The organism is Agromyces sp. NPDC029043, assembly GCF_055564615.1.
In genome coordinates this window covers 164,104-187,315 of record NZ_JBVHVX010000009.1, presented here as the reverse complement: position 1 = coordinate 187,315, position 23,212 = coordinate 164,104, and the positions used below count along the sequence as shown (strand labels likewise).

Below are 23,212 nucleotides of genomic sequence, written 5' to 3'. Positions count from 1 at the left end.
GGGGGGCAGTGGGGGTGGGGGGGGGAGTGGGGGGGTTGCGTGTACGCGGGCCTCGGGGGGGGGGGGGGGGGCGCGGGGGGGGGGGGGGGGGTGGGGGGGGGGGGGGGTGGGGGTGGGGGGGGGGGGGGGGGGGCCCCCCCCCCCCCCCCGCCGCCGCTCAGCGGTTCGGCCGGTTCGCCCGCAGGACCTCCAGGCGCGCCCGGTACTCGGTCTCGTCGATGTCGCCCTGCGCGAAGCGCTCGGCGAGCGTCGACTCGGCCGACGCGGCGCGCGCCCACGGCGGTCCATAGCCGCCCTCGGCCCACGCGCGGCGCCGCCCGCGCATGACGAGGAAGACGACGAGGCCGATGAGCAGGATCCAGAACACGGGGATGAGGAAGAAGGCCCATCCCCAGCCGGCCGCCCATGGGCCGGCGTGGGTGACCACCGTGGCGGTGGCGAGGGTGGTGAGCATGTCGGTCGCTCCTTGATCGTGCGGCCCCGGATCGGACCGTCACGACCATGCTCGCGACGGCGCGGCCGCGACGGATCCGCCGCCGGGAGGCATTCGCACTGCTCCCCCGGGAGCAGCCGCGATGCGCCGGCTGCTACTGCCAGCCCGGGGCGACGAGCCCCGACTCGTAGGCGACGACCACGAGCTGGACGCGGTCGCGGGCGTGCAGCTTCGACATGATCCGCGACACGTGCGTCTTGGCCGTCAGCGGGCTCAGGACGAGCCGGTCGGCGATCTCGTCGTTCGTGAGCCCCAGCCCCACGAGCCGCAACACCTCGCGCTCGCGCTCGGTCAGCGCCGCGAGGCGCGACGCGTCCGGCGCCTCGCGGAGCCCGGTCGCCATGCGCTCCAGCAGGCGCTTGGTCACGCCCGGTGACAGCAGGGCCTCGCCGCCGGCCACGACGCGCACGGCGCGGATGAGGTCGACGGGCTCGGTGTCCTTCACGAGGAACCCGCTCGCGCCGGCCCGCACGGCCCGCGCCACGTACTCGTCGAGCTCGAACGTCGTGACCACGACCACATGCACGCCTGCGAGCGCGGGATCCTCGGCGATCCGTTCCGTCGCCCACAGGCCGTCGCCGCCGGGCATCCGGATGTCCATGAGCACGACGTCGACCGGCGTCGACCGCACGAGCGCGAGCAGCTCGTCGCCCGTCGAGGCCTCGCCGACCACCTCGAGGTCGGGCTCCGCCTCGAGCAGCGCACGGAAGCCAGCGCGCACGAGGACCTGGTCGTCGGCGAGGGCCACCCGGATCATGCCGTCGCTCCCCACGGCAGTCGCGCGGTCACGCGGGTGCCCCCGCGAGGGGACCGATCGACCTCGACCGAGCCGCCGAGCAGCGCCGCGCGCTCGCGCATGCCGAGGATGCCGCTGCCCTCCGCCGCGCCCTGCAGCCCGCGGCCGTCGTCGTCGACCGTGAGCAGCAGGTCGTCGCCGAGCCGCTCGACGGTCACGACCGCCACCGTCGCGCCGGCGTGGCGGACGATGTTCGTGAGCGCCTCCTGCGCGATGCGATAGGCCGCGAACTGCACGGCGCGCCCGGGTGCCTCCTCGAGCCGGTCGACCAGCTCGACGCGGAACCCCGGGGAGGCCAGTCCGGCGGCCAGCCGCGGGAGCTCCGCGAGCTCGGCGAGCGGCGCGAGCGGGGCGTCGGCGTCGCCGCGGATGACGCCGAGGACGCTGCGCACCTCCTCGAGCGCGGTCTTCGACGTCGTCTTGACGTGCTCGAGCGCGATGCGCGCCTGGGCGGGATCGCGGTCCATGAGGTGCAGGCCGACGCTCGCCTGCACGTTGATCTGCGAGAGGGCGTGCCCGATCACGTCGTGCAGCTCCCGGGCGATGCGGACCCGCTCGCGCTCCTCGGCGGTCTGCCGGCGACGGGCGGCGTCGGCCCGGTACGCGGCGATGCGGTCGCGGCGCGTCCGCACGAACGCGCCGATCCCGAAGCAGGCGGCGAGCAGCGCCGTCGTGAGCGCGATGCGGAACGGATGCCACGACAGCCCGAGGGTCGCGCCGAGCGAGATGGCGGCGATCCATCCGACGACCACCGACGGGACGGCCCACGCGAGCGCGCCGCGCACGACCGCGAGCACGATCGCGAACGCCAGCGCGACGTACGGCGGGCCCGCGTCGGGCGCGAACAGCACGTCCACGAGCGCGAGCGCCGAGACGACCGCGACCACCGGCCCGGGCGCACGGCGCGCGGCGAGCAACGCCAGCGGCCCGGCCGCGGCGAGCGCGACCTGCGCGAGGCCGCCCGCCCACCCGGCGTGCTGCAGCGCGATGCCGATCGCCGCGGGCACCTGCACCAGGAGGCTGAGGACGACCGGCGCGACGAGCGTGAACGTCGGCGAGGGCCGGAATCGCTCGGTCCGTCCGTCCCGGCGGGACGGTCCGTCCCACGGTGGCGCGGGCATCCCCCGATGCTAGCGCCGCGGACCGCGCGACGGATCGACCCTGCGGAGGCGCGCGCCGTACTCCCCGCGGAGTACGGGCGACGGCCTCAGAACAGGCTGACCGGCTTCACGATGTCGGCGTAGATGAGCAGCGCGCTCATCGCGCCGAGCACGATCACGACCGCGAAGGTCAGCGGCATGAGCTTGGCGAGGTCGACCGGGCCCGGGTCGGGCTGTCGGCGCAGCCTGGCCCAGCCCCGGCGGATCGCCTCCCACAGCGCGCCGGCGATGTGGCCGCCGTCGAGCGGCAGCAGCGGGATCAGGTTGAACACGAACAGGGCGACGTTCAGCGACGCGAGGATGCCCACCAGGCCCGCGGCCTTCGACGCGATCGGCACCTCGTCGAGGCTCGCGATCTCGCCCGCCACTCGGCCCACGCCGACGACCGAGATCGGGCCGTTCGGGTCGCGCTCCTCCGGTCCGAACGCGGCCTCGGCCACGTCGATGATCCGCTGCGGCAGGTTCAGAATGATGCCGGCCACGGCCCGCACGTTCTCGCCGACCTGGGGCAGCACGGCCGTCACCGGCTGGCGCACGGTCTCGGAGGCCGGGCCGATGCCGACGAAGCCCGCCTGCACCGTCACGGGCTCGCCCGCGGCATCCGTGACGACCACGCCCCGCTCGTCGGTGACGTACCGCTCGCTCAGCAGCGGCGTGACCTCGAGGTCGACCTCCTCGCCGTCGCGCAGCACGACCATCTCGATCGCCTGGCCGGGGTGGTCGCGGATGATCGCGGTCGACTCGGTCCACGACTCGATCGGCTCGCCCGCAACGACCAGGATCGTGTCGCCCGGCTGCAGGCCGGCCTCGGCACCGGGCGCCGCCGGATCGCCCGGCTCGCAGGTCTGCCGCTCGCTCGTCGCGGGCAGCGCGCACTCGGAGACGGAGCCGATGGTGGTCGAGGGCTGCGCGATGCCGAACCCCATGAGGAGCACGCCGAACAGGACGATCGCGAGCACCAGGTTCATGAACGGCCCGCCGAACATCACGACGATGCGCTTCCACACCGGCAGGCGGTAGAAGGCTCGGTGCTCATCGCCGGAGGTGATCGACTCGGCGCTCGAGTCGCGCGCATCCTGCACGAGCGTGCGGAAGAACCCGGTGCTGTCCTCCTTGGCGCCCTGGCCCTTGCCGGGCGGGAACATGCCGATCATGGCGATGTAGCCGCCGAGCGGGATGGCCTTGACGCCGTACTCGGTCTCGCCCTTGCGCTTGGACCAGATCGTCGGCCCGAAGCCGATCATGTACTGCGTCACCTTGACGCCGAAGAGCTTGGCGGGCACGAGGTGCCCGATCTCGTGCAGGCCGATCGAGACGGCGAGGCCGACCACGATGATGGCGACGCCGATCACGAATGCGAGCACGGAATCCACCCCGTCATCGTAGGGGCGATCCCTTGGTGCGCGCTGGCCGCGGGCTGTGAGCGGATGGCGCGCCGCGTGCGTCCCGCTACCCCTTGGCGATGCGCAGGTCGGCCGCCCGCCGCGCCGCGCGCTCCGCGTCGGCGAGCGAGTCGACCGTGAGCGTGCCGGCGCCCGCCTCGTGCCCGTCGACGACCTCGCGCACGGTGTCGACGATGTCGGTGAAACCGATGCGCCCGGCGTGGAACGCCGCGACCGCCTGCTCGTTCGCGGCGTTGAACACGGCCGGGTACTCGCCGCCCGCGCGGCCGACCTGCTTGGCCAGGCGCACGGCGGGGAACGCGTCGTCGTCGAGCGGCTCGAACGTCCACTGCTGGGCGGTCGTCCAATCGAGCGGCCTCCCTGCCGCGGCGACGCGGTGGGGCCAGTCGAGGCCGAGCGAGATCGGCAGCCGCATGTCGGGCGGCGACGCCTGCGCGATGGTCGATCCGTCCACGAACTCCACCATCGAGTGCACGATCGACTGCGGGTGCACGACCACGTCGATGCGGTCGTAGTCGATGTCGAACAGCAGGTGCGCCTCGATGACCTCGAGGCCCTTGTTCACGAGCGTCGCCGAATTGGTCGTGACCACGAGGCCCATGTCCCAGGTCGGGTGCGCGAGGGCCTCGGCGGGGGTCACGCCGGCGAGTTCGCGGCGCGTGCGCCCGCGGAAGGGGCCGCCCGATGCGGTGAGCACGAGCCGCCGGACCTCCTCGTGCGTGCCCGACCGCAGGGCCTGCGCGATCGCGGAGTGCTCGGAGTCGACGGGCACGATCTGGCCGGGACGGGCGAGGCGCGTGACGAGGTCGCCGCCGACGATGAGCGACTCCTTGTTGGCCAGGGCCAGCGTCGCGCCCCGCTCGAGCGTAGCGAGGGTCGGGCCGAGGCCGACCGAGCCCGTGATGCCGTTCAGCACCACGTCGGCGTCGACGCTGCGCACGAGCTGCACGGCCTCCTCGACGCCGACCGCGGTGTGCTCGACGCCGAACTCGGCCGCCTGCGCGTCGAGCTCGACGCGGTTCGACCCGACCCCGAGGCCCACGACCTCGAACCGGTTCGGGTTCGCGCGGATGACGTCGAGCGCCTGCGTGCCGATGGAACCCGTGGACCCGAGGATGATGACGCTGCGCACCCGACCACTCTAGGCCGGGGCCCCGGTCAACGACGGGGCAGCACGGCGACGGACGCCGCGACCGGGCCGGGCACCGCGACGTCGTGCAGCCGGATCCGATCCCACGTCGATCCGAACTCGGACACCGTGCGCACGACGCGCCCGACACCGTCATCCTCGCCGGGCAGGCTCACGGCGAGCCGAGACGGCTCGATGACGCCCGCGTGCCCGAGCGCCCGCAACAGCGCGGCCTTGCGCGCCCAGAGCGTGGCGCGCACGAGCGGCCGGGCGGCGGCATCCAGCGCCTCCAGCCGGTCGCGCTCGTCGGGATGCAGGGCGACCTCGTCGACGAGGGGCGCGACGTCGGCCACCGCGACCTCGATGCCCACCCCCACCGGATGGCGCGCGCCCACGGCCGCCACGACGACGCCGCCCGCCACCGCGGCGTCGGCGAACCAGGGGCCCCCCGACGGCGTCGTCGGGTACCGCACCGTCGGACGGCCGTGGCGCGCGCCGCATTGCGCGCAGGCGTGGTCGATCTCGACGTCGTCGGCCGGCACGCCCGCCGTGCCCGCGAGGTGGGCGCGGAGCACCGCGTCGACGGCCGGCCCGCGCCGGCCCGTCGTGGCGACGGCGACGCGAACGCCCGAGTCGCCGAGCTCGACGACGTCGTCCGCGCTGAGGTCCATTCGCCCATGATGGCGCACGCGACGCGGCCCGCTCGTCGGACGGCGGATATTCCGTCCTGTGCATATCGGGTGCCGTAGCGTCGGAGGGTGAGTGAGATCGAGGCCGACGCCGTCCCCGCCCCGCCGTCGAAGCCCGGCCCCGTCTACGGCCTCGTCCGCGGCGTCCTCCGACCGCTCGTCCGGATGATCTACCGCCCGACCATCACCGGCGACGAGAACGTGCCGCGCCACGGCGCCGTCATCCTCGCCTCGAACCACCTGTCCTTCGTCGACAGCATCGTCATCCCGCTCGCCGCGCCGCGCCCCGTCCAGTTCCTCGCCAAGTCGCACTACTTCACCGGGAGCGGCGTGAAGGGCTGGGTCTCCCGCACGTTCTTCACCGCGATCGGCGCCGTGAGCGTCGAGCGCGGCGCGGGGGCGGCCGCACAGGCCGCGCTCGACCAGGGCCGGCGCATCCTCGAGGCGGGCAGCGCCTTCGCGCTCTACCCCGAGGGCACGCGCTCGCTCGACGGCCGTCTCTACAAGGGCCGCACCGGCGTGGCCTGGCTCGCCCTGACCACCGGCGCGATCGTCGTGCCCGTCGGCCTCGTGGGCACGCAGGAGATCCAGCCCGTCGGAACGAAGCTGCCCCGGGTTCGGCCCGTGACGGTGCGCTTCGGCGCGCCGATCGACGTGAGCCGCCACGGAGGCGCCGACTCGGGGCGCGCACGTCGCGCCGCGACCGACGAGATCATGGCTGCGATCCACGCGCTGTCCGGCCAAGAGCTCGCACACGCCTACAACGAGCTGCCGCCGCAGGGCACGCTCGCGAAGATCGCCGACCGCGTCGCCCCGCGCGAGCGGGTCTGATTCCCAGCGACCGAGGAGCCGGCGCCGGTATCGTCGACCCGATGAGGACGACGGCGCGCACGTGGATCGCCGCGCTCGCGGCATCCGTCGCGCTCGCCCTGGCCGGCTGCAGCGCGCCGGGCGACTTCGACCGCGGCGAAGGGTCGTCCGGCGACCGCCGGATCCCGTCGGCCGACCAGTTCGACCCGGGGTTCATCGTCAGCGACGACGCGTTCTACGACGCCGGGGCCATGACCGAGGCCGCCATCCAGGACTTCCTCGAGGCGCGCGACTGCCGCCCGGTCGACGACGTGCCCTGCCTGGCCGACTACGAGGAGGACGTCGCCGACGTTCCCGCGGCCGGACCGATGCACTGCGATGCGGTCGAGGGCGAGTCGCGCATGCCGGCCAGCCGCATCATCGCCGAGGTCGCCGCCGCGTGCGACATCAGCCCCCGCACGTTCCTCGTGCTCCTCCAGAAGGAGCAGTCGCTGCTGACGCACCCCACCGCGCGCGGCTACGAGCGTGCGACGGGCTACGGCTGCCCCGACACGGCCGACTGCGATGCCCGGTACTTCGGCTTTTTCAACCAGGTGTACCGGGCGGGCTGGCAGTTCCGTCAGTACTCCGCGCAGCCCGACCGGCAGTTCCGGATCGGCCGCGTCGACGTGCCGTTCCATCCGGATGCCGCGTGCGGGGTCTCCTCGGTGCAGATCCGCAACCAGGCCACCGCGAACCTCTACAACTACACGCCCTACCAGCCGAACGGCGCCGTGCTCGACGACCCGTCGGGCGGCGACGGCTGCTCGGCATACGGCAACCTGAACTTCTGGCGCCTCTGGCATCGATGGTTCGGCGATCCGCAGGAGGAGCGCCTGCCGGCGTACTTCCCGCCGTGCTCGCGGCTGGTGGGCGGGTACCCGTGCCCGCCCGCCGCACCGCCCGCGCCCGACGCGCCGGGGCCCGTGGTGCTGCCCGCGACCTGACCCGGCTACTCGCCGCGCACGAGCGTGACGGGCTCGTGTCGCACGGGGAAGTTGACGGATGCCGCGATGAAGCACTTCTCCGACGCCTCGTGGTGGAGCGATTCCGCGAGCTCGCGCATCGACGGGTCGGCGACGGTGACCCGGGGGCGCAGGACGGCCTCGACGAGCCGGCCGCCTCCCCGGCCGTCCTCGAGCATGCGCGCGGACGCGTCATCCGCGTAGCCCACCACCACGACCCCGTGGTTCGTGGCGACGTGCAGGTACGAGAGCATGTGGCACTCGCTCAGCGCGGCGAGCACGAGCTCCTCGGGATTCCAGCGGTCGCGATCGCCGTGGAAGGCGCGGTCGCTCGACCCGGCGATCTCGTGGCGCTTGCCCGCGGCCCGCACGGCGTGCTGCCGGCCGTAGGCCCGGTACGACGACGTGCCCTCGCCACGATCGCCCTGCCACTCGAGCTCGATCGCGTAGTGGTGCTCGCCGAGCATCCGCCGCCTCCGTCCCGCGCCCGTTCCGGGCGACCGTCGTCGTCGATTCTGCACCACCCCGCCCACGGCGGCCCGCACCCGCGACGATAAGCTGGGACGACCATGACTGACACCCAGACCCCCGTCGAGTCTCTGCCCGCCGAGTCCGCCGCCCCGGCCGCCGCCGTGCCGCAGGAACGACGGATCGTCACCGCCATCCCCGGTCCCCGGTCGCAGGAACTGCAGGCGCGCCGCACCGCGGTCGTCTCCTCCGGCGTGTCCAGCGTGCTCCCGGTCTACATCGAGCGCGCGAACGGCGCGGTGCTCGTCGACGTCGACGGCAACCACTTCCTCGACTTCGGCGCCGGGATCGGCGTCACGACCGCCGGGCACACGCCCGCGCGGGTCGTCGAGGCGGTCAGCGGGCAGGCGCGCGACGTGCTGCACACCCTCTTCACGATCACGCCCTACGAGGAGTATGTGCGCGTCGCCGAGCTGCTCGCCCGGCACACGCCCGGCGACTTCGCCAAGAAGTCGGTGCTCGTCAACTCGGGCGCCGAGGCCGTCGAGAACGGCGTCAAGATCGCCCGCAAGTTCACGGGTCGGCGGGCCGTCGCCGTGCTCGACCACGCGTACCACGGCCGCACCAACCTCACCATGGCCATGAACTACAAGGCCATGCCGTACGCGACCGGCTTCGGCCCGCTCGCGGGCGACGTCTACCACGCCCCGAGCTCCTACCCGTACCGCGACGGCCTCACAGGCGCCGATGCTGCCGCGCGCACGATCGGCTACCTCGAGAAGGTGGTCGGCGCGACCGACCTCGCCTGCCTCGTGGTCGAGCCCATCCAAGGCGAGGGCGGCTTCATGGTCCCGGCCGACGGTTTCCTCCCGGCGCTGCAGGAATGGTGCACCGCGAACGGCGTCGTCATGATCGCCGACGAGATCCAGTCGGGCATGGCGCGCACCGGTCGGTACTACGCCGCCGAGCACTTCGGCTGGACGCCCGACCTCGTGCTGTCGGCCAAGGGCATCGCGGCGGGCCTCCCGCTCGCGGCGGTCACCGGCCGCGCCGAGATCATGGATGCCTCGCAGCCCGGCGGGCTGGGCGGCACCTTCGGCGGCAACCCGGTCGCGTGCGCCGCGGCGATCGCCGTCTTCGAGGCCATCGACGAGGAGGGCCTGCTCGCCGAGGGGCGCCGCATCGAGGTCACGCTCACCGCCGGCCTCGAGCGCCTTCGTGGGAAGTACGACGTCATCGGCGACATCCGCGGGCACGGCGCCATGATCGCGATCGAGCTCGTCCGGCCCGGCACCGCCGAGACCACGAAGGAGCCCGATTCGGAGGCCGTCGGCAAGATCGTCTCGTACGCCGCCGAGCGCGGCGTGCTCTTCCTCAGTGCCGGCACATGGGGCAACGTCCTGCGGTTCCTGCCGAGCCTGCGCATGACCGACGCGCTCATCGAGGACGCGCTGGGCGTGCTCGACGAGGCCCTCGCGGCCCTCGCCTGAGCCGTGGCCGCGACCTTCCCGGCCTCCGCCGCCGTCGAGCTCGCCGTGCTCGAGCGCGGCGCCTTCGTCGAGTCGCGCCACGTCGGCTCGGCGATCGTGCTCGCGCCCGGCGGCGAGGTGGTGCGCACGCTGGGCGACCCCGCTGCACCCGTGCTGCCCCGCTCGAGCATGAAGCCGTTCCAGGCGGTTGCCGTGATGACCTCCGGCGTGACCCTCCGCGGCGAGGATGCCGCCATCGCCACCGCGAGCCACACCGGAACGGCACGCCACGTCGCGCTGGTGCGCGGGCTGCTCGCTCGGGAGTCGCTTCCCGCCTCGGCGTTGCGCTGCCCGCCCGACTTCCCGACCGACCGTGCGTCGCGTGACGAGCTGGTGCGCGCCGGCCAGCGCGCCGAGCCCATCACGATGAACTGCTCGGGCAAGCACGCCGCGATGCTGCTCGCCTGCCGTGCCAACGGCTGGGCGCTCGACGGCTACCTCGACCCCGAGCACGCCCTGCAGAAGCGCGTGCTCGACGTGCTCGAGCGGCTCACGGGCGAACGGCCGGTGGCGACCGTGGTCGACGGGTGCGGAGCGCCGGTGCACGCGCTCAGCCTCACGGGGCTCGCGCGCGGCATCCAGAAGATCGCCACGTCGTCGGCCTCGTCGCCGTTCGCGCTCTTCCGCGAGGCGGCGGCGCTCGCCGACGGTGTGCGGTCGAACGGCTGGGCCGTCGCCGGCACGGGCCGGCCCGACACGGTCGTGATCGACCGGCTCGGCGTGTTCTCGAAGTTCGGCGCCGAGGGCGTCCAGGTCATGACGGCGCCCGACGGCACGACCGTGGCCCTGAAGATGCTCGACGGCTCGCCGCGGGCGTCGGCGATCGTCGCCGCCCGCCTGCTCGCCGGAGCGGGTGCGCTCGAATCGCCGGCGGTCGACGCGGTCGAGCCCGATCTCGGGCTCGACGTGCTGGGCGGCGGCGCGGTCGTCGGGCGCATCCGCGCCACGGTCTGAGCCACGACGACGGATGCCGCGACCCGTCGGGTCGCGGCATCCGTCGTCTGGCTCGTCAGGCTCAGCCCGTGGCCGCGGCGAGCCGCTTCGCCCTCGCGGCCCGCGACACCTGTGCGATCACGACGATGACCAGCGCGACGATGAACACCGCCGACGCGATCACGTTGGCCTCGGCCGGGATGCCCCGCGACGCCGAGATGTAGATGTACTTCGGGAACGTCGACACCGAACCGGAGTTGAAGTTCGTGATGATGAAGTCATCGAAGCTGAGCGCGAACGCGAGCATGGCCGCCGCCAGGATGCCCGGCAGGAGCAGCGGGAACGTCACGCGCCAGAACACCTCGCGAGGCGATCCGTACAGGTCGCGACCGGCCTCCTCGAGCGCGGGGTCGAGGCTGGCGACGCGGGCCTTCACCGTGACCACGACGAAGCTGATGCAGAACATCGTGTGCGCGAGGATGATCGTCAGCATGTCCTTCGGGACGCCGACGGCCAGGAACTGCGCCGCGAGGCCCGCACCGAGCACGACCTCGGGGGTCGCCATCGGGAGGAACAGCAGCAGGCTGATCGCCGACCGGGCGCGGAACCGGTATCGCACGAGGGCGATCGCGATCATGGTCCCGAGCGTCGTGGCCACGACCGTCGACACGAGGCCGATCACGATGCTGTTGCCGAACGCCTCGCACACCGCTCCGCCTTCGACGTTGCACACGTTCAGCCACTTGTCGAGGGTGAACCCGCGCCACGCGATGTTCGACTTGATCGAGTCGTTGAACGAGAACACGAACGTGTAGACGATCGGGATCAGCAGGAAGATGAAGGCCAGCGTCACGTAGATCGGCAGGAGCCAATCGCCGAGTCCCAACCTCCGGCCCCGTGGCCGCTGCGGTCCGCGCCGGTCCTCGACCTCCTCGCTCTCCGCCAGTCCGCCGAGCACGGCGGCGGCCTGCACCTCACCGCTCACAGCAGGTCCTCCGTTCCGGATCGCTTCACGTAGACCCCCACGAGCACCAGGATCGCCGCCATCAGGATGATCGAGAGCGCCGCGGCCGCCGGGTAGTTCAGCAGCACGAGGAAGTTTGCCTCGATCACGTTGCCCATCATCTGGGTGTCGGGCCCGCCGAGGAAGTCCCGGCTGGCGTTGACGTAGTCACCTGCCGCCGGGATGAAGGTCAGCAGGGTGCCCGCCACGATGCCCGGCATCGACAGCGGGATCGTGACCTTCCGGAACACGGTGAACGGGTTCGCGTACAGGTCGCTCCCGGCCTCGAGATAGCGCGTGTCGAGCCGTTCTAGGGTCGTGTAGAGCGGCAGCGTCATGAACGGGATGAAGTTGTACGTGAGGCCGAAGATGACCGCGAAGGGGGTGCCGGCGAAGTACGCGTCGGGTGCGAGCAGCGACAGCGCCTTCAGCGACGTGATGATGAGCGACTCGTCGGAGAGGATCTGCTTCCACGCGAGCGTGCGCAGCAGGAAGCTGATGAAGAACGGGGCGATCACCAGCACGAGCAGCAGGCTCTGGAGGAGCGGCCACCGCCGCGCCTTGACGCCGATGAAGTACGCGATCGGGTAGCTGAAGAGCAGCGCGAACACCGTCGCGGCGAGCGCGTACCCGAACGAGCGCAGGATGTGCGGCCAGTACGCATCGACGACCGTGACGTAGTTCTGCCAGTTGAACGCGTAGTCGTACACGCCGATGTCGCCGAACTCGTTCGGCGCCTGCAGCGACGTCAGGACGAGCGAGATCAGCGGCGTCAGGAAGAACAGGACGAGGTAGAGGATGCCGGGCAGGAGGAGGAAGAGCGCGATGGGACTCTTCCGCTTCGGTGCCTGGGGCTGCGCCTCCGCCGTCGCGAATGCTGCGAAGGCCATCCTCAGCTTCCCTCGAGCTCCGAGATGAGCGCCTCGCGACGCTGCACCGCGATCGACTGCGTGTCGGCGTCGGCCGCGAACCGGCTCGACTCGTCGGGCTCGTCGGCGAGCCCGAAGCCGTGCTCGACCTCCCAGCTCACCCACACCTCGGCGCCCTCGGCCGCGACCGGGCCGAAGCCGACGTTCTGGGCGAACACCGAGATCGTGCCGACGCCCGGGATCGCGACGATGTACTCGGTGCTCACGCCCGCGAAGGAGACGTCGATGACCCGGCCGGGACCGAGCGCGTTGCGCCCGGGTGCGGATGCCGGTTCGTCGAGGTGCAGCGCGACCTTCTCGGGTCGTACGCCGACCGTCACGAGGCCCTGGTGCCGCTGGGCGCGGGCCGTCGGCACCGTGATGCGGTGACCGCCCGCGTCGACCGTGATCGCGTCGCTCGTGGTGCCGACGACGTCGCCCGTGAACAGGTTCGACTTGCCGAGGAAGTTCGCGACGAACGCCGTTCGGGGCAGCTCGTAGAGCTCCTCGGGCGCGCCCATCTGCTCGATCGCGCCCTTGTTCATCACGGCGACGGTGTCGGCCATGGTCATGGCCTCCTCCTGGTCGTGCGTGACGTGGAGGAAGGTCAGTCCGACCTCCTCCTGGATCGTCTTCAGCTCGAGCTGCATCTGACGCCGCAACTTCAGGTCGAGTGCACCGAGCGGCTCGTCGAGCAGCAGCAGTGCCGGGCGGTTCACGATCGCGCGCGCCAGTGCGACGCGCTGCTGCTGGCCGCCCGAGAGCTGCGCGGGACGCCGCTGCGCGAGGTGGTCGAGCTCCACGAGCTTCAGCGCCTCGTGGGCCTTGCCGAGCGCGTCGTCGATGCGGCGGCGCTTCAGCCCGAATGCCACGTTCTCGATGATCGACATGTGCGGGAACAGCGCGTAGCTCTGGAACACCGTGTTGACCGGGCGCTGGTGCGCCCTCGTGTCGGTGACGTCCTTCCCGCCGATGAGGATGCGCCCCTTGGTGGGTTCCTCGAGGCCCGCGACGAGTCGCAGCGTGGTCGTCTTGCCGCAGCCAGAGGGACCGAGCAGCGCGAAGAACGAACCGGCGGGGATGGTCAGGTCGAGTTCCTCGATGGCGGTGAACCCGGGGAAGCGCTTCTGGATGCCGACCAGCTCGAGGTCGGCACCGCGTTCGGCGAACTCGCGGACCGACATCACGAACCCAGGAGGATCTGCTGGAACTGGGCCTGGTACTTCTGCTCCTCCGCGCCGGTCAGGGCACGGAAGATGTGCGCGGTCGAGAGCGTCTCCTCGTTCGGGAAGATCAGCTGGTTCTCCGCGAGCTCGGGGTCGATGGCCGCCGCGGCCTCCTGGGCCCCGACGACGGGCGTGATGTAGTTCACCCAGGCGGCGACCTCGGCGGCGACCTCGGGCTCGTAGTAGTAGTTGATGAGCGTCTCGGCGTTGGCCTTGCGCGGCGAGCCGACCGGGATGAGGAAGTTGTCGTTCCACAGCGTGCCGCCCGCGTCGGGGATGGCGAACTGCCACTTGTCGCCGGCCTCGGCGTTGATCACCGTGATGTCGCCCGACCAGCAGATCGCCGCGAGCGTGTCCTCGCTCTTGAGGTCCTCGAGGTAGGAGTTGCCCTTGATGTTGCGGATCTGCCCGTTGGCCACCTGCTCGTCAAGGATCTCGATGGCCGCATCGAACTCGCTGTCGCCCCACTCGCCGGAGATGTCGACCCCGTTCTGCAGCATGATGAGGCCCATCGTGTCGCGCATCTCGGAGAGGACGCCGACCCGCCCCTTGAGCTCGGAGTTCCAGAGGTCCTCCACGGAGGCGAGCCCGCCGGGCACCTTCTCGACGTTCCAGCAGATGCCGGCGAAGCCGCCCTGCCACGGCAGGGAGTGCGCGCGGCCCGGGTCGAAGTCCGGGTTCTCGAGCGCCGGTGCGAGGTTGGCGATGTTGGGGATGTTCGCGTGATCGAGTTCCTGCGTGTACCCGAGCCGGATCCAGCGGGAGACCATCCAGTCGGTGAGGCAGACGGTGTCGGCGCCGATGTCCTGCCCGAGCGCCAGCTGGTCCTTCACCTTGCCGTAGTACGTGTTGTTGTCGTCGACCGCGACCTCGTAGTTGACCGAGATGCCGGTCTCCTCCTGGAACCGGTCGAGCGTCGGGTAGTTGCCCGCGTCGTCCTCGTCGATGTACGCGGCCCAGTTCGCCCAGTTCAGGGTCTTGTCGGTCGAGGAGGTGTCGGCCGCTGCCGTCGGCCTGGCCTGGCCGCCGCCCGTCGAGCACGCGGCGAGCGCGAGTGCGGACGCGCCGGCCCCGGCGCCGGCGAGAAGGGTCCGGCGGGTCAGCTGCGCCTGACGGGCCTGCGCGATGAGGGCGCGGACGATGGGGTCCTGGGGAAGGGGTCGGCTGCTCACGGAAGCTCCTATCGATGTTGCGGCGCGTGCAGGGGTGCGAAGATGATGACACACTGCGTGGCCGAAATCACGAGTTGATGTCCGAATCGTTAATTTCTGCGAACGCAACGCACGGAATCAGTGCCGTTCAGCCGGTGTGACGCACGGAATCCGTCGTCGGGGCGATCGGCCATCCGTACCGTCGAGGCGTCTGGCCGAGTGGTGCCATCCAGCACTGGCGGGTGGGATCGTCGAGCAGCGGCGGCAGGCTCGTGCCTCGCGCGAGTGCCCGGTACTCGGTCGTCCCGCCCTGGACGACCACGGTGGCGCGGGACCGTGCGGCATTGGCGAGCGCCCAGTTGGCCGCCCAGGCATTCGCGTCGCCGATCACGATGCGCGGGGCTCCGGTCGACACGGGCGCGGACAGGGCCTCCGCGGCCCGGGCGGCCGCCTCGGGCGTCGAATCGAGGTGGATCACGGTCGCCTGCCGTGCCCGGGATGCGATCGACTGCGCGGTCGCCGTCGGCGCGGCCGACGCGATCGCCACGAGCGGATGCTCCGCGAGGTCGAGCGGTTCGGTCTCGTCGACCCACGTCGGCGGCGGCTGGTCGGCAGTGAGGAACTGCACCCTGAGCCCGCCCCACTGGCCCGTTCCCGGCGATGCGTCCCGAACCCAGAGTTCGCCGGCGCCCCCCGCGTGCACGAGATCGGCGCGGGTCGCGTGCCCGAGGAGTGCGGTCGCGGTGAAGAGGTCGCGCAGGCCCGCGCCGAATCCGGTGAGCCGGCAGGCCGACGCCGCGACCGGCAGGCCGATTCCGCGGGCGCCGCGGAGGATCTCCTCGACCCGTGCGAGCGCTGCGACGCGGTAGTCGTCGGGCCAGCCGGCGAGCACCGAGTCGAGATCGTCGATGAGCACGGCGGCGGCAGGCAGCGGCGTGCCGGCCGAGATCGCCTCGGCGAGCCCGTTCAGCTGGTCCCAGACACGGCTGCGGGGACCCCCGATGCGGGCGACGGCTTCCGGCCCGGCGCGGCGTTCCACCTGCTCGGCGAGTGCATGGAGCAGGCCGCTGCGGCCGGACCCGGGAGCGCCCAGCACGGCGAGCGCCCCCTCGCGGTCGGGTCGCCACTCGACGGCGACGCGCCGCTGCCGATCGGGGTCGTCGGCGACGCCGAGCATGAGCGCATCGAAGGCCGCGTCGACGGCAGCGGCGCCCGACCGCGCAGGCCGGCCGTGCGCCAGGACCGCGGGCACATCGTCGAGGACCAGCGCTCGCGGCAACGGGTCGAGCCACGGTCGCCGGGGCCGACCGGCGCCGGCATGCTCGGCCCGTGCGCGTTCGATCGCCCGAGCATCGGCGATCGCCGACTGGAATGCGATCGTCCGGCCGTTCCCCGGGTCGGCGACCCCCCTCCCCGGACGACCCGGCGGGATCGCCGCCGCGGCGTCGCTGCCGAGGATCGCGACGCTGTCGGCGCGGTGCAGTACGCGCAGCGAGATGCGGATGCCGCAGTTCGCCGTCACCTGCTCGCGGACCACGCCGTTCGGGCGCTGTGCGGCGAGGACGAGGTGCACGCCGAGGGAACGACCTCGAGCGGCCACGTCGGCGATGACCGTGCCGAGCTCCGGGAATCGCTCGACCATGGCCTGGAACTCGTCCACGACGACCACCAGTCGCGGCAATTCGATGCCGTCGTCGAGCGCGGCGACATCGCGGACGCCGGCCGCGCGGAGCACCTGCTCGCGTCGCCGCAGCTCGGCGCGGATGCTCGCCACCGCTCGTCCGGCCTCCGACTCGTCGAGATCGGTGACGATGCCCGTGACGTGCGGCAGACCCAAGAGCGGTTCGAAGGCCGCACCGCCCTTGAAGTCCACGAGGAGGAAGGCGACGCGATCGGGAGCATAGGCCGTCGCAAGCGCCGTGAGCCACGCCACGAGGAACTCGCTCTTGCCGCTCCCCGTCGTGCCCGCGACGAGGGCGTGCGGGCCGAGGGTGAGATCCAGTTCGAGCGGGCCCGCTTCGGTCGAGCCCACCGCGACGAGCAGCGTGCCGCGGTCCCGCGGGTCGGGAGGCCGGCCTCGCGGAAGATCCGCCAGCGCGACGCGTTCGGGAAGCTCGCCCGTTCGGGTGCCGAACCCGACCCTCCGGGCGGCGACCCCGAGTCTCGCCGCCCACTCCCACGCCTCGGCTTCGGCGATCAGCTCGGGCACGATCTCGACCGGGGCACGGCCCGTGCGGTGCAGGATCGCCGAACGCGGCGACGCGATCTCGACGACGGCGCCGAGTCCCGGCTGAAGGGACGCCACGCGGCTGCCCACCGCGATCGTGAACTCGTCCTCGCCCGTCGTCGTGGTGACGTCGGGAACCGAAGCCTCGTCGAGACGGGAACGCTCGTGCACGACGATCGTCGCGGCCGGAGTCGTGCACCCTCGATGCGGCAACGTCTCGAGCCAACTCCAGCCGACGCCGGGCCCGCGCACTGCGAAGCGATCAGGGCCGGCCGCATCGGCGCACTGGATCACGGCCGCGCGCGCCGCCGCGCGGGCGAGCGCTGTCGGCCCGACGAAGCCGATCCCCGCGGCCGGATCGACGCGCACCGGTGCGCCGGCGAGCGCGCTCGCATCGCGGAGCAGCTCGGCATCCTCCTCGTCGTCGGCCGCGCCGTCGACGCGGAGGTCGCTGGCGGCCGTGCCGCTCCCGACCGCGACCGTGCGCGGAACCGGGAGGTGCCACGCGGGCACGGCGCGGTGTGCCGCGTTCCGCGCCGACGGCGTGCTCCGCCACGCGCGTCGCGTTCGAGCCCGTGCCGTCGCTCGATCTCCTCGCGCAGCCGGTCGCGCGAGTCTCGCCTCGTGGCGAGGGCTCGAGCTCGCGCCCTGGCGGAGTGCCGCCGGGCGTCGAGCATGGTCGCGACCGCGACCAGCGGACCGAGCGCGGCGAAGAGCAGCGCGAACGCCGATCCGGTGATCGCCCAGATGGCGACGGCACCGACGACGGGGGCGATCGAGGCGATCCACGGGAACCCCGGTCGGGCGGGCTGCGGTGCGGGCGCGGGCAGCGCGAGTGACGCCGGGCCGGCGGGGGTCGGGCGATCGAGCACGCGCCCATTCCAGCAGCGACGACCGCCGCAGGTCCGTTCCCCGACGCGACGGGGGTCGACGACGCCGCCGCGGTCGACTGGGGAGGATGGGTGGCGTGGCCGGCGTCAGGCCACGGTGAAGGCCTGCTCGCCGATCTCCACCCGGCTGCCGCGCGGAACGAGCACGCGGCGCCCCGGCTCGCACCGCAACCCGGTCTCGCCCGGGCGGCGCACGACGGTGCCGTTGGACGAGTACCGATCCGCGATCCACAGCCCGCCGTCGTGCTCCCCGAACTCGAGGTGCGTCTTGGACACCGAGAGACCGCGATCGATGATCTGCACGAGGTGCGCGAAGGCCTCGCCGGGCTCCGGCACCGGGCGGCGTCCGATGAGTCCGTCGCCGGACACCGTCACGACCTCGCCGGTGCTGAACGTCAGCACGAAGCGGGGTGCGTCGGGCGCGGTCGGGGGTTCCGAGGCACGAGGCCCTTCGACCGCCGGTTCCGGCATGACGCCCGACGCGTCCTCTGCAGCGGACTCGACCGCGGCCGGCTCGTCCTCCACCGGAGGCAGGTCCTCGATGGGGATGCTGATGACGCCGCTCTCCGAGCGGTGCATGACGTACGTGTCGCCCGGCCGCGGGTCGAGCGGTCGGCGGGACTCGGGCGTCGCCGACGTCGAGCTCCCGCACTCGCCGCAGAACATCGCGCCCTCGGGCAGCTCCGCCCCGCAGATCCGGCAGTTCACGACCCGGCTCCCTTCCGCGAGCCAGCGTACCCGCCGAGCGAGCCGAGCGAGACCGCGGCACGGAGGCGCTCCCGCCACCGGCGCGGCTCGGCGAGCCGGCGCTGCAGTTCGTCGACCGCCGTCCACACCCGGTCGTCGTCGCCCTCCGCGGGTCCGTCCGGCGCGAAGACGGCGCGGTCCACGACCGCGGCGAGCACGAGCGGCCCGAGTCCCCCGACGGTCGCGGCCTGCTCCGCCCGCGTGGCGGTCGGGACGATCGGATAGCCGTAATCCGCCGCGGTGTCGGTGAACTCCTCCCATCCGCCCTCGATGCGCTCGACCGCGGTCGCGGCGCGACGGCGCAGTCGCCGGCGTCGCCACTTCGCGAGGATGATGGCGACGAACGGCGTCGCGAACAGCAGGATGACCGCCAGCACGAGGCCGATGGTCCTGAGCACCTCCATGAGCGCGACGAGCCATTCGTTCGCGTCGTCGGCATCGTCACCGCCGGGGTCGGGCTCGGCAGCGAGGTCGTCGACCGGCGTCGGATCCTCGGGCGGCGGAAGCGCCGACTGCGGGCGCGACACGATGGTCGGCTCGTCCGGCTGGCGCTCGGGGATCTCCCGCGGCTCCGGGTTCGGGTCGACCTGGATCCACGCTCCCTCGTCGGACTGGACCTCGATCCACGCCTGCAGGTCGCTGCTCAGGAACACTCGCGCGCCGGCGACGGGCTCGGCGTCTCGCGCGGGGAGGTAGCCCACCACGACGCGCGCGGGGAATCCGATGCTGCGAGCCATGAGCGCGGCGGCGACCGCGTACTGCTCGCCGTCCCCGATCATCGGCTTCGCCGTCGCGAGCTCGGCGAGCCGGTCGATCGCGTGGCCCGAGCGACTCGGTTCCTCGCCCTCGAGTCCGTGGCTGACGTAGCCCTCGCGGTGGAATCCCGCGATCACGGCCGCGAGGCGCACGCCCTGCGGATCGGATGCGGGAGCCCATTCGTCGAGCAGGCGTGCGAGCTCGTCGGGCAGTTCGGGGACGTCTGGCAGGACCGCGCCGCCGGGCTCGAGCGTCGCGAGGTCGACGGTCTCGAGCGCGGCCACGGATCGCGCGGAGTACTCGTCGCCTCGCTCGAGCCCGGAGCGGACGCCGGCGGTCCCGGTCACGTCGTTGTAGTGGAACTCCTCGGCCAGCGTCGGACCGCGTGGGAGCCGATCGAACTCGATCTGCTCGAGCCGGCCCACCCCGGGCACCCAGACGTCGTCGTAGTCGAGGACGTCGACGTCGAGGCGGACGGGGTCGCCGGGGGTATCGGACTGGTCGAGGCGGTAGGGCAGCCGCGCGAACTGCCCGGACGCCGCGGAGCCGTCGCCACCGCCGACCGAGTAGACGACGCCGTCGTACGTGTCGAGCGTCGCGACGCGGATGCCCGCCCCCTCGGGGAGTCCGCTCACCGCGAGCATCTCGTTCGAGGCGACCTCGGGGTCGAACGCAGACCGGAAGCCCGCGAGGGGGCTGTCGTAGTCGTCGGGCGCGAACGGCGGCTGCAGCTCGGCGCGGATCACGTCGCGTTGCCCGGGCGGCACGGCGAACGCGGCGGCCGTCGCCCCGACGAGCGCGACGGCCGTGAGGGCAGTGGCGCCGACGATCCGCCGTACGTCGACGATCGCGGCGTCGCCGGGCCGCTCGAGGACCGCGCTGCGCCGCTCCGCGATGGCCACTCGGACGAGCCAGGCCGCACAGGTGAGCAGGAAGGCGAGCCCCGCCTCGATCGCAAGGTCGTCGTGGACGACCCCCAGCGCGATCCCCGCCATGAGGACGACGGCCGGCGGGACGACGGCGCACGCCGGCCGCCGCGTGCGCAGGGCGATCGTCACCGCGACGGCCGACGCGATCAGGCCCAGGAGGAACGGCGGCACCAGCAGCGCCTGGTACGACCCGACGGGCACCGAGATCGTCACGAGCTGCTTCCACGACAGCGCCGTCGCCGTCACGAGCTCGACCAGGCCCTCCGCCGTCGGCAGCACGGCGCCGTACGCCCGGCCTGGCACGGCCACCGGCACCCCGAGCACGAGGAAGGCGCCGACGATGCCCGACGCGACCGCCCACGACGGCCACGCGTACGCGGCGCCCAGCAGGCCCACGGCGCACCCGGCGACGACGCCGACGACGGCCGCGACCACGAAGGCGCCGCTCTCGTACGTCGGCCACCACGGGATCATCGCCGCGAGGTGCATGGCGGCAACCATGGCCACCGTGACCGCGACCGACAGCGCGCTCTGCCCGCGGAGTCCCCGAGGGCGGGCGCGCAGCATCCGCGCCGTCGCGCCCGGGTCGATCCGGCGCAGGTCTGCCGGCCCGCTCATGCCACCGACGCCGTTCTGGCGAGGATCGCCCGGAGGTCGTCCAGGTACCCGATGTCGAACACCGACAGGCCGCCGACGGAGCGAGCGCTCGCCTCGCCCTCGTCGGCGCAGCGCACGACGACGCCGGCGACGCCCAGCGGGAGCCGGGCGGCGGCGGCGCGGAGATCGGCGACGGTCCGGGCGGCTCCCGTGACGAGGAAGGCGAGGGACACGCCGGTCACCGTCTCGGCCGCCGCCCGCACGGTGTCGGCGAGGCCGGTCGCGCGCTCGTCGACCTCGACGAGGCAGAGCGCATCGAGGAGCCGGTCCCGCGACGCGGTGGGCAGCTCGCGCATCGCAGCTCCGCGCGGGAGCGCCCGGGCCGTGCGCGACCGCTCGGCCCGCTCCGCGCGCGTGCGCTCGGGGATGGACCGCACCGGCGCGGAGGTCACGAAGCTGAGGCTGCGGGCGTCGCGGATGGCGCGGGCGCCGAGCGACGCGGCGGTGCTGACCGCGAGCTCGAAGTCGTCGGAGTCGTCGTAGGCATCGGCGGCGAGGTCGAGGAGCACCATGAGCCGGCTCCGGCGCGTCTCCTCGAACTGGCGCACCATGAAGGTCCCCGTCTTGGCCGAGCTGCGCCAGTGGATGTACCGGCGATCGTCGCCGGGCTGGTACTCCCGCAGCGCGTGGAAGGCGATGTCGCTCACCGTCAGGTCGCGCGTCGGCGTTCCCTCGAGGTCTCGCAGGAACCCGGTGCTGAGCGGCGAGACCGCGACCGTGCGGGGGTGCACGTGCAGCATCCGCACGCCCGACCAGACGATCTCGCGCCGCATCAGGCCGACGGGGTCGGCTCGCACGGTGCGGACCGGCCCGACGGGGATGACGCCGCGCCGCTCGGTCGGGATCGCCACGCGCTCGTCCACCGACCCGCCCCGCGGCAGCGCGGGGATCATGCGGGTGAGCACCCGCTGGCCCACCGGCAGTTCCAGGCGGGCGCCGGAGAAGCGCCGCCGGCCCGGGTTGTGGGCGACCAGCCGCGCCTCTGCGGCCTCCCCGACCGCGACCCGGTCCACGGGCAGGGTGAGCTCGATGCTGCCCGCGCCGCGGCCCGCGAGCCACGCCGAGGCGAGCGCGACGAGCAGGGCCAGCCCCCAGCCGATCGTCACGAGCTCGGTCCAGCCCCACCCGTACCCGAGGATGAGCGAGGCGACCGCGCCGCCGACCGCGCCCCAGCCGAGCGGCGTGACGACGCCGCGCACCGCGCCGGTCCAGCGGTCGACGACGGATGCCGCGGCGCGGGCCGCCACGACGGCGCGCTCGATGACCACCGCGAGCAGGCCCTCCCTCGCGGCCTCCTCGGGGATCGTCGAACGCGTGTGGAACGTCACCCGGCCTGCCTCGCAGACGGGGGCGGCGTCTCGATGAGCACCTGCGCGATCAGGTTCGACGCGGTGACGCCGTCGAACTCCGCCTCGGGGTCGAGGATGAGGCGATGGGCGAGCACCGGCTCGGCGAGCGCCTTCACGTCGTCGGGCACGACGTAATGCCGGCCCCGGCCGGCGGCGTGCGTCTTGGAGGCGCGGACCAGCGCGAGGGCCCCGCGGACGCTGACCCCGAGCCGCACCTCCTTGGCCGTGCGGGTCGCATCGACCAGCCGGGAGACGTAGTCGTGGATCGTCGGGTCGACGTAGACCGTGCGGGCCAGCGCGGCCATCTCGATGATCTCGTCGGCACGCAACCGGGCCTCGACGCGTTGGTCGTGCGCCCGCTGGTCGGTCCCCTCGAGGATGCGGATGGTCGACGCGTGGTCGGGATAGCCGATCGAGGTGCGCATCAGGAACCGGTCGAGCTGCGCCTCGGGCAGCCGGTAGGTGCCGGCCTGCTCGACCGGGTTCTGGGTGGCGATGACCATGAAGGGGCGTGCGACGTGGTGCGTCTGCCCGTCGACGGTCACCTGCTCCTCCTCCATGACCTCGAGCAGCGCCGACTGCGTCTTCGGGCTCGCGCGGTTGATCTCGTCGGCCAGGACGATGTTCGCGAAGACCGGGCCGGGGTGGAACTCGAACACGCCCGAGCGCTGGTCGTAGACCGAGACGCCCGTGATATCGCCGGGCAGGAGGTCGGGCGTGAACTGGACCCGGTTGCTCGTGCCGGCGACCGACTGCGCCATGGCGCGCGCGAGCGAGGTCTTGCCCGTGCCCGGGACGTCCTCGAGCAGCAGGTGTCCCTCGCTGAGCAGCGCGGTGAACGCGAGCCGGATGACGCGGTTCTTGCCGAGGAGGACCTCCTCGACGGCGCCCACGAGCCGATCCAGGTTCGCCGCGAACCGCGTCGCGTCCTCCGGAGTCATGGTCATGCGTGCCC

General features: G+C 73.0%; 20 protein-coding genes. 4 read left to right on the top strand and 16 right to left on the bottom strand.

Annotation, left to right across the window (positions count from 1 at the left end; translation table 11 throughout):
• Positions 1 to 157: 157 nt before the first annotated feature.
• The 6 genes from ACZ4TW_RS13375 to ACZ4TW_RS13350 form a co-directional block, all read right to left on the bottom strand.
• Positions 158 to 454 (bottom strand): SHOCT domain-containing protein, encoded by a 297-nt coding sequence (locus ACZ4TW_RS13375; RefSeq protein ID WP_465543219.1) that lies wholly within the window; start codon positions 452 to 454, stop codon positions 158 to 160.
• Positions 455 to 587: 133 nt separating this feature from the next.
• Positions 588 to 1,250, bottom strand: coding sequence for a response regulator (locus ACZ4TW_RS13370; RefSeq protein ID WP_465543218.1), 663 nt, complete (start codon positions 1,248 to 1,250; stop codon positions 588 to 590).
• Positions 1,247 to 2,410: a sensor histidine kinase gene (locus ACZ4TW_RS13365; protein WP_465543217.1), complete on the bottom strand. Its 1,164-nt coding sequence runs from the start codon at positions 2,408 to 2,410 to the stop codon at positions 1,247 to 1,249. Before ACZ4TW_RS13365 ends, ACZ4TW_RS13370 begins: the two co-directional genes overlap by 4 nt.
• 86 nt (positions 2,411 to 2,496) lie before the next feature.
• Positions 2,497 to 3,822 (bottom strand): M50 family metallopeptidase, encoded by a 1,326-nt coding sequence (locus tag ACZ4TW_RS13360; RefSeq protein WP_465543216.1) that lies wholly within the window; start codon positions 3,820 to 3,822, stop codon positions 2,497 to 2,499.
• Positions 3,823 to 3,898: 76 nt separating this feature from the next.
• Positions 3,899 to 4,984 (bottom strand): 1-deoxy-D-xylulose-5-phosphate reductoisomerase, encoded by a 1,086-nt coding sequence (gene dxr / locus ACZ4TW_RS13355; RefSeq protein WP_465543215.1) that lies wholly within the window; start codon positions 4,982 to 4,984, stop codon positions 3,899 to 3,901.
• A gap of 26 nt (positions 4,985 to 5,010) precedes the next feature.
• A complete protein-coding gene (locus tag ACZ4TW_RS13350; RefSeq protein ID WP_465543214.1) occupies positions 5,011 to 5,652 on the bottom strand; it encodes a 4'-phosphopantetheinyl transferase family protein in 642 nt (213 codons plus the stop codon).
• 87 nt (positions 5,653 to 5,739) lie between these two features.
• On the opposite strand from ACZ4TW_RS13350, the gene ACZ4TW_RS13345 reads away from it, so the two are divergent.
• Together ACZ4TW_RS13345 and ACZ4TW_RS13340 are read left to right on the top strand one after the other, a co-directional pair.
• Positions 5,740 to 6,501 carry a lysophospholipid acyltransferase family protein gene (locus ACZ4TW_RS13345; protein ID WP_465543213.1) on the top strand — a complete coding sequence of 254 codons (762 nt, stop codon included), beginning with the start codon at positions 5,740 to 5,742 and terminating at the stop codon, positions 6,499 to 6,501.
• A gap of 41 nt (positions 6,502 to 6,542) precedes the next feature.
• Entirely contained in the window at positions 6,543 to 7,466 is a 924-nt protein-coding gene (locus ACZ4TW_RS13340) for a hypothetical protein (RefSeq protein ID WP_465543212.1), read from the top strand.
• Positions 7,467 to 7,471: 5 nt separating this feature from the next.
• Here ACZ4TW_RS13340 and ACZ4TW_RS13335 read toward each other — a convergent pair whose 3' ends face one another.
• On the bottom strand, positions 7,472 to 7,951 hold the full coding sequence (locus ACZ4TW_RS13335) for an OsmC family protein (protein ID WP_465543211.1): 480 nt from the start codon (positions 7,949 to 7,951) through the stop codon (positions 7,472 to 7,474).
• A gap of 102 nt (positions 7,952 to 8,053) precedes the next feature.
• Between ACZ4TW_RS13335 and gabT the strand changes: the two genes are divergently transcribed.
• The gene (gabT, locus tag ACZ4TW_RS13330; RefSeq protein ID WP_465543210.1) at positions 8,054 to 9,442 is read left to right on the top strand and encodes a 4-aminobutyrate--2-oxoglutarate transaminase; all 1,389 of its coding nucleotides are present in this window, start codon (positions 8,054 to 8,056) and stop codon (positions 9,440 to 9,442) included.
• Between the two features lie 3 nt (positions 9,443 to 9,445).
• A complete protein-coding gene (locus ACZ4TW_RS13325) occupies positions 9,446 to 10,435 on the top strand; it encodes an asparaginase (protein ID WP_465543209.1) in 990 nt (329 codons plus the stop codon).
• Between the two features lie 61 nt (positions 10,436 to 10,496).
• On the opposite strand, the gene ACZ4TW_RS13320 is transcribed toward ACZ4TW_RS13325, so the two are convergent.
• The 9 genes from ACZ4TW_RS13320 to ACZ4TW_RS13280 all read right to left on the bottom strand — a co-directional run bounded on the left by ACZ4TW_RS13320 (position 10,497) and on the right by ACZ4TW_RS13280 (position 23,204).
• Positions 10,497 to 11,300: an ABC transporter permease gene (locus tag ACZ4TW_RS13320; RefSeq protein WP_465543221.1), complete on the bottom strand. Its 804-nt coding sequence runs from the start codon at positions 11,298 to 11,300 to the stop codon at positions 10,497 to 10,499.
• Positions 11,301 to 11,395: 95 nt separating this feature from the next.
• Positions 11,396 to 12,307, bottom strand: coding sequence for an ABC transporter permease (locus tag ACZ4TW_RS13315; RefSeq protein WP_465543208.1), 912 nt, complete (start codon positions 12,305 to 12,307; stop codon positions 11,396 to 11,398).
• A 2-nt stretch (positions 12,308 to 12,309) separates the two neighbouring features.
• Positions 12,310 to 13,509: an ABC transporter ATP-binding protein gene (locus tag ACZ4TW_RS13310; RefSeq protein ID WP_465543207.1), complete on the bottom strand. Its 1,200-nt coding sequence runs from the start codon at positions 13,507 to 13,509 to the stop codon at positions 12,310 to 12,312.
• On the bottom strand, positions 13,509 to 14,723 hold the full coding sequence (locus ACZ4TW_RS13305; RefSeq protein WP_465543206.1) for an ABC transporter substrate-binding protein: 1,215 nt from the start codon (positions 14,721 to 14,723) through the stop codon (positions 13,509 to 13,511). Before ACZ4TW_RS13305 ends, ACZ4TW_RS13310 begins: the two co-directional genes overlap by 1 nt.
• Positions 14,724 to 14,850: 127 nt before the next feature.
• On the bottom strand, positions 14,851 to 17,442 hold the full coding sequence (locus ACZ4TW_RS13300) for an FtsK/SpoIIIE domain-containing protein (RefSeq protein WP_465543205.1): 2,592 nt from the start codon (positions 17,440 to 17,442) through the stop codon (positions 14,851 to 14,853).
• A 464-nt stretch (positions 17,443 to 17,906) separates the two neighbouring features.
• Complete coding sequence (locus ACZ4TW_RS13295) at positions 17,907 to 18,527, bottom strand: FHA domain-containing protein (protein WP_465543204.1); 621 nt, start codon at positions 18,525 to 18,527, stop codon at positions 17,907 to 17,909.
• A complete protein-coding gene (locus ACZ4TW_RS13290; protein ID WP_465543203.1) occupies positions 18,524 to 20,869 on the bottom strand; it encodes a transglutaminase TgpA family protein in 2,346 nt (781 codons plus the stop codon). Before ACZ4TW_RS13290 ends, ACZ4TW_RS13295 begins: the two co-directional genes overlap by 4 nt.
• The gene (locus ACZ4TW_RS13285) at positions 20,866 to 22,236 is read right to left on the bottom strand and encodes a DUF58 domain-containing protein (protein ID WP_465543202.1); all 1,371 of its coding nucleotides are present in this window, start codon (positions 22,234 to 22,236) and stop codon (positions 20,866 to 20,868) included. Before ACZ4TW_RS13285 ends, ACZ4TW_RS13290 begins: the two co-directional genes overlap by 4 nt.
• Positions 22,233 to 23,204, bottom strand: coding sequence for an AAA family ATPase (locus ACZ4TW_RS13280; RefSeq protein WP_465543201.1), 972 nt, complete (start codon positions 23,202 to 23,204; stop codon positions 22,233 to 22,235). The genes ACZ4TW_RS13285 and ACZ4TW_RS13280 overlap by 4 nt, the downstream gene beginning before the upstream one ends.
• Positions 23,205 to 23,212 lie beyond the last annotated feature (8 nt).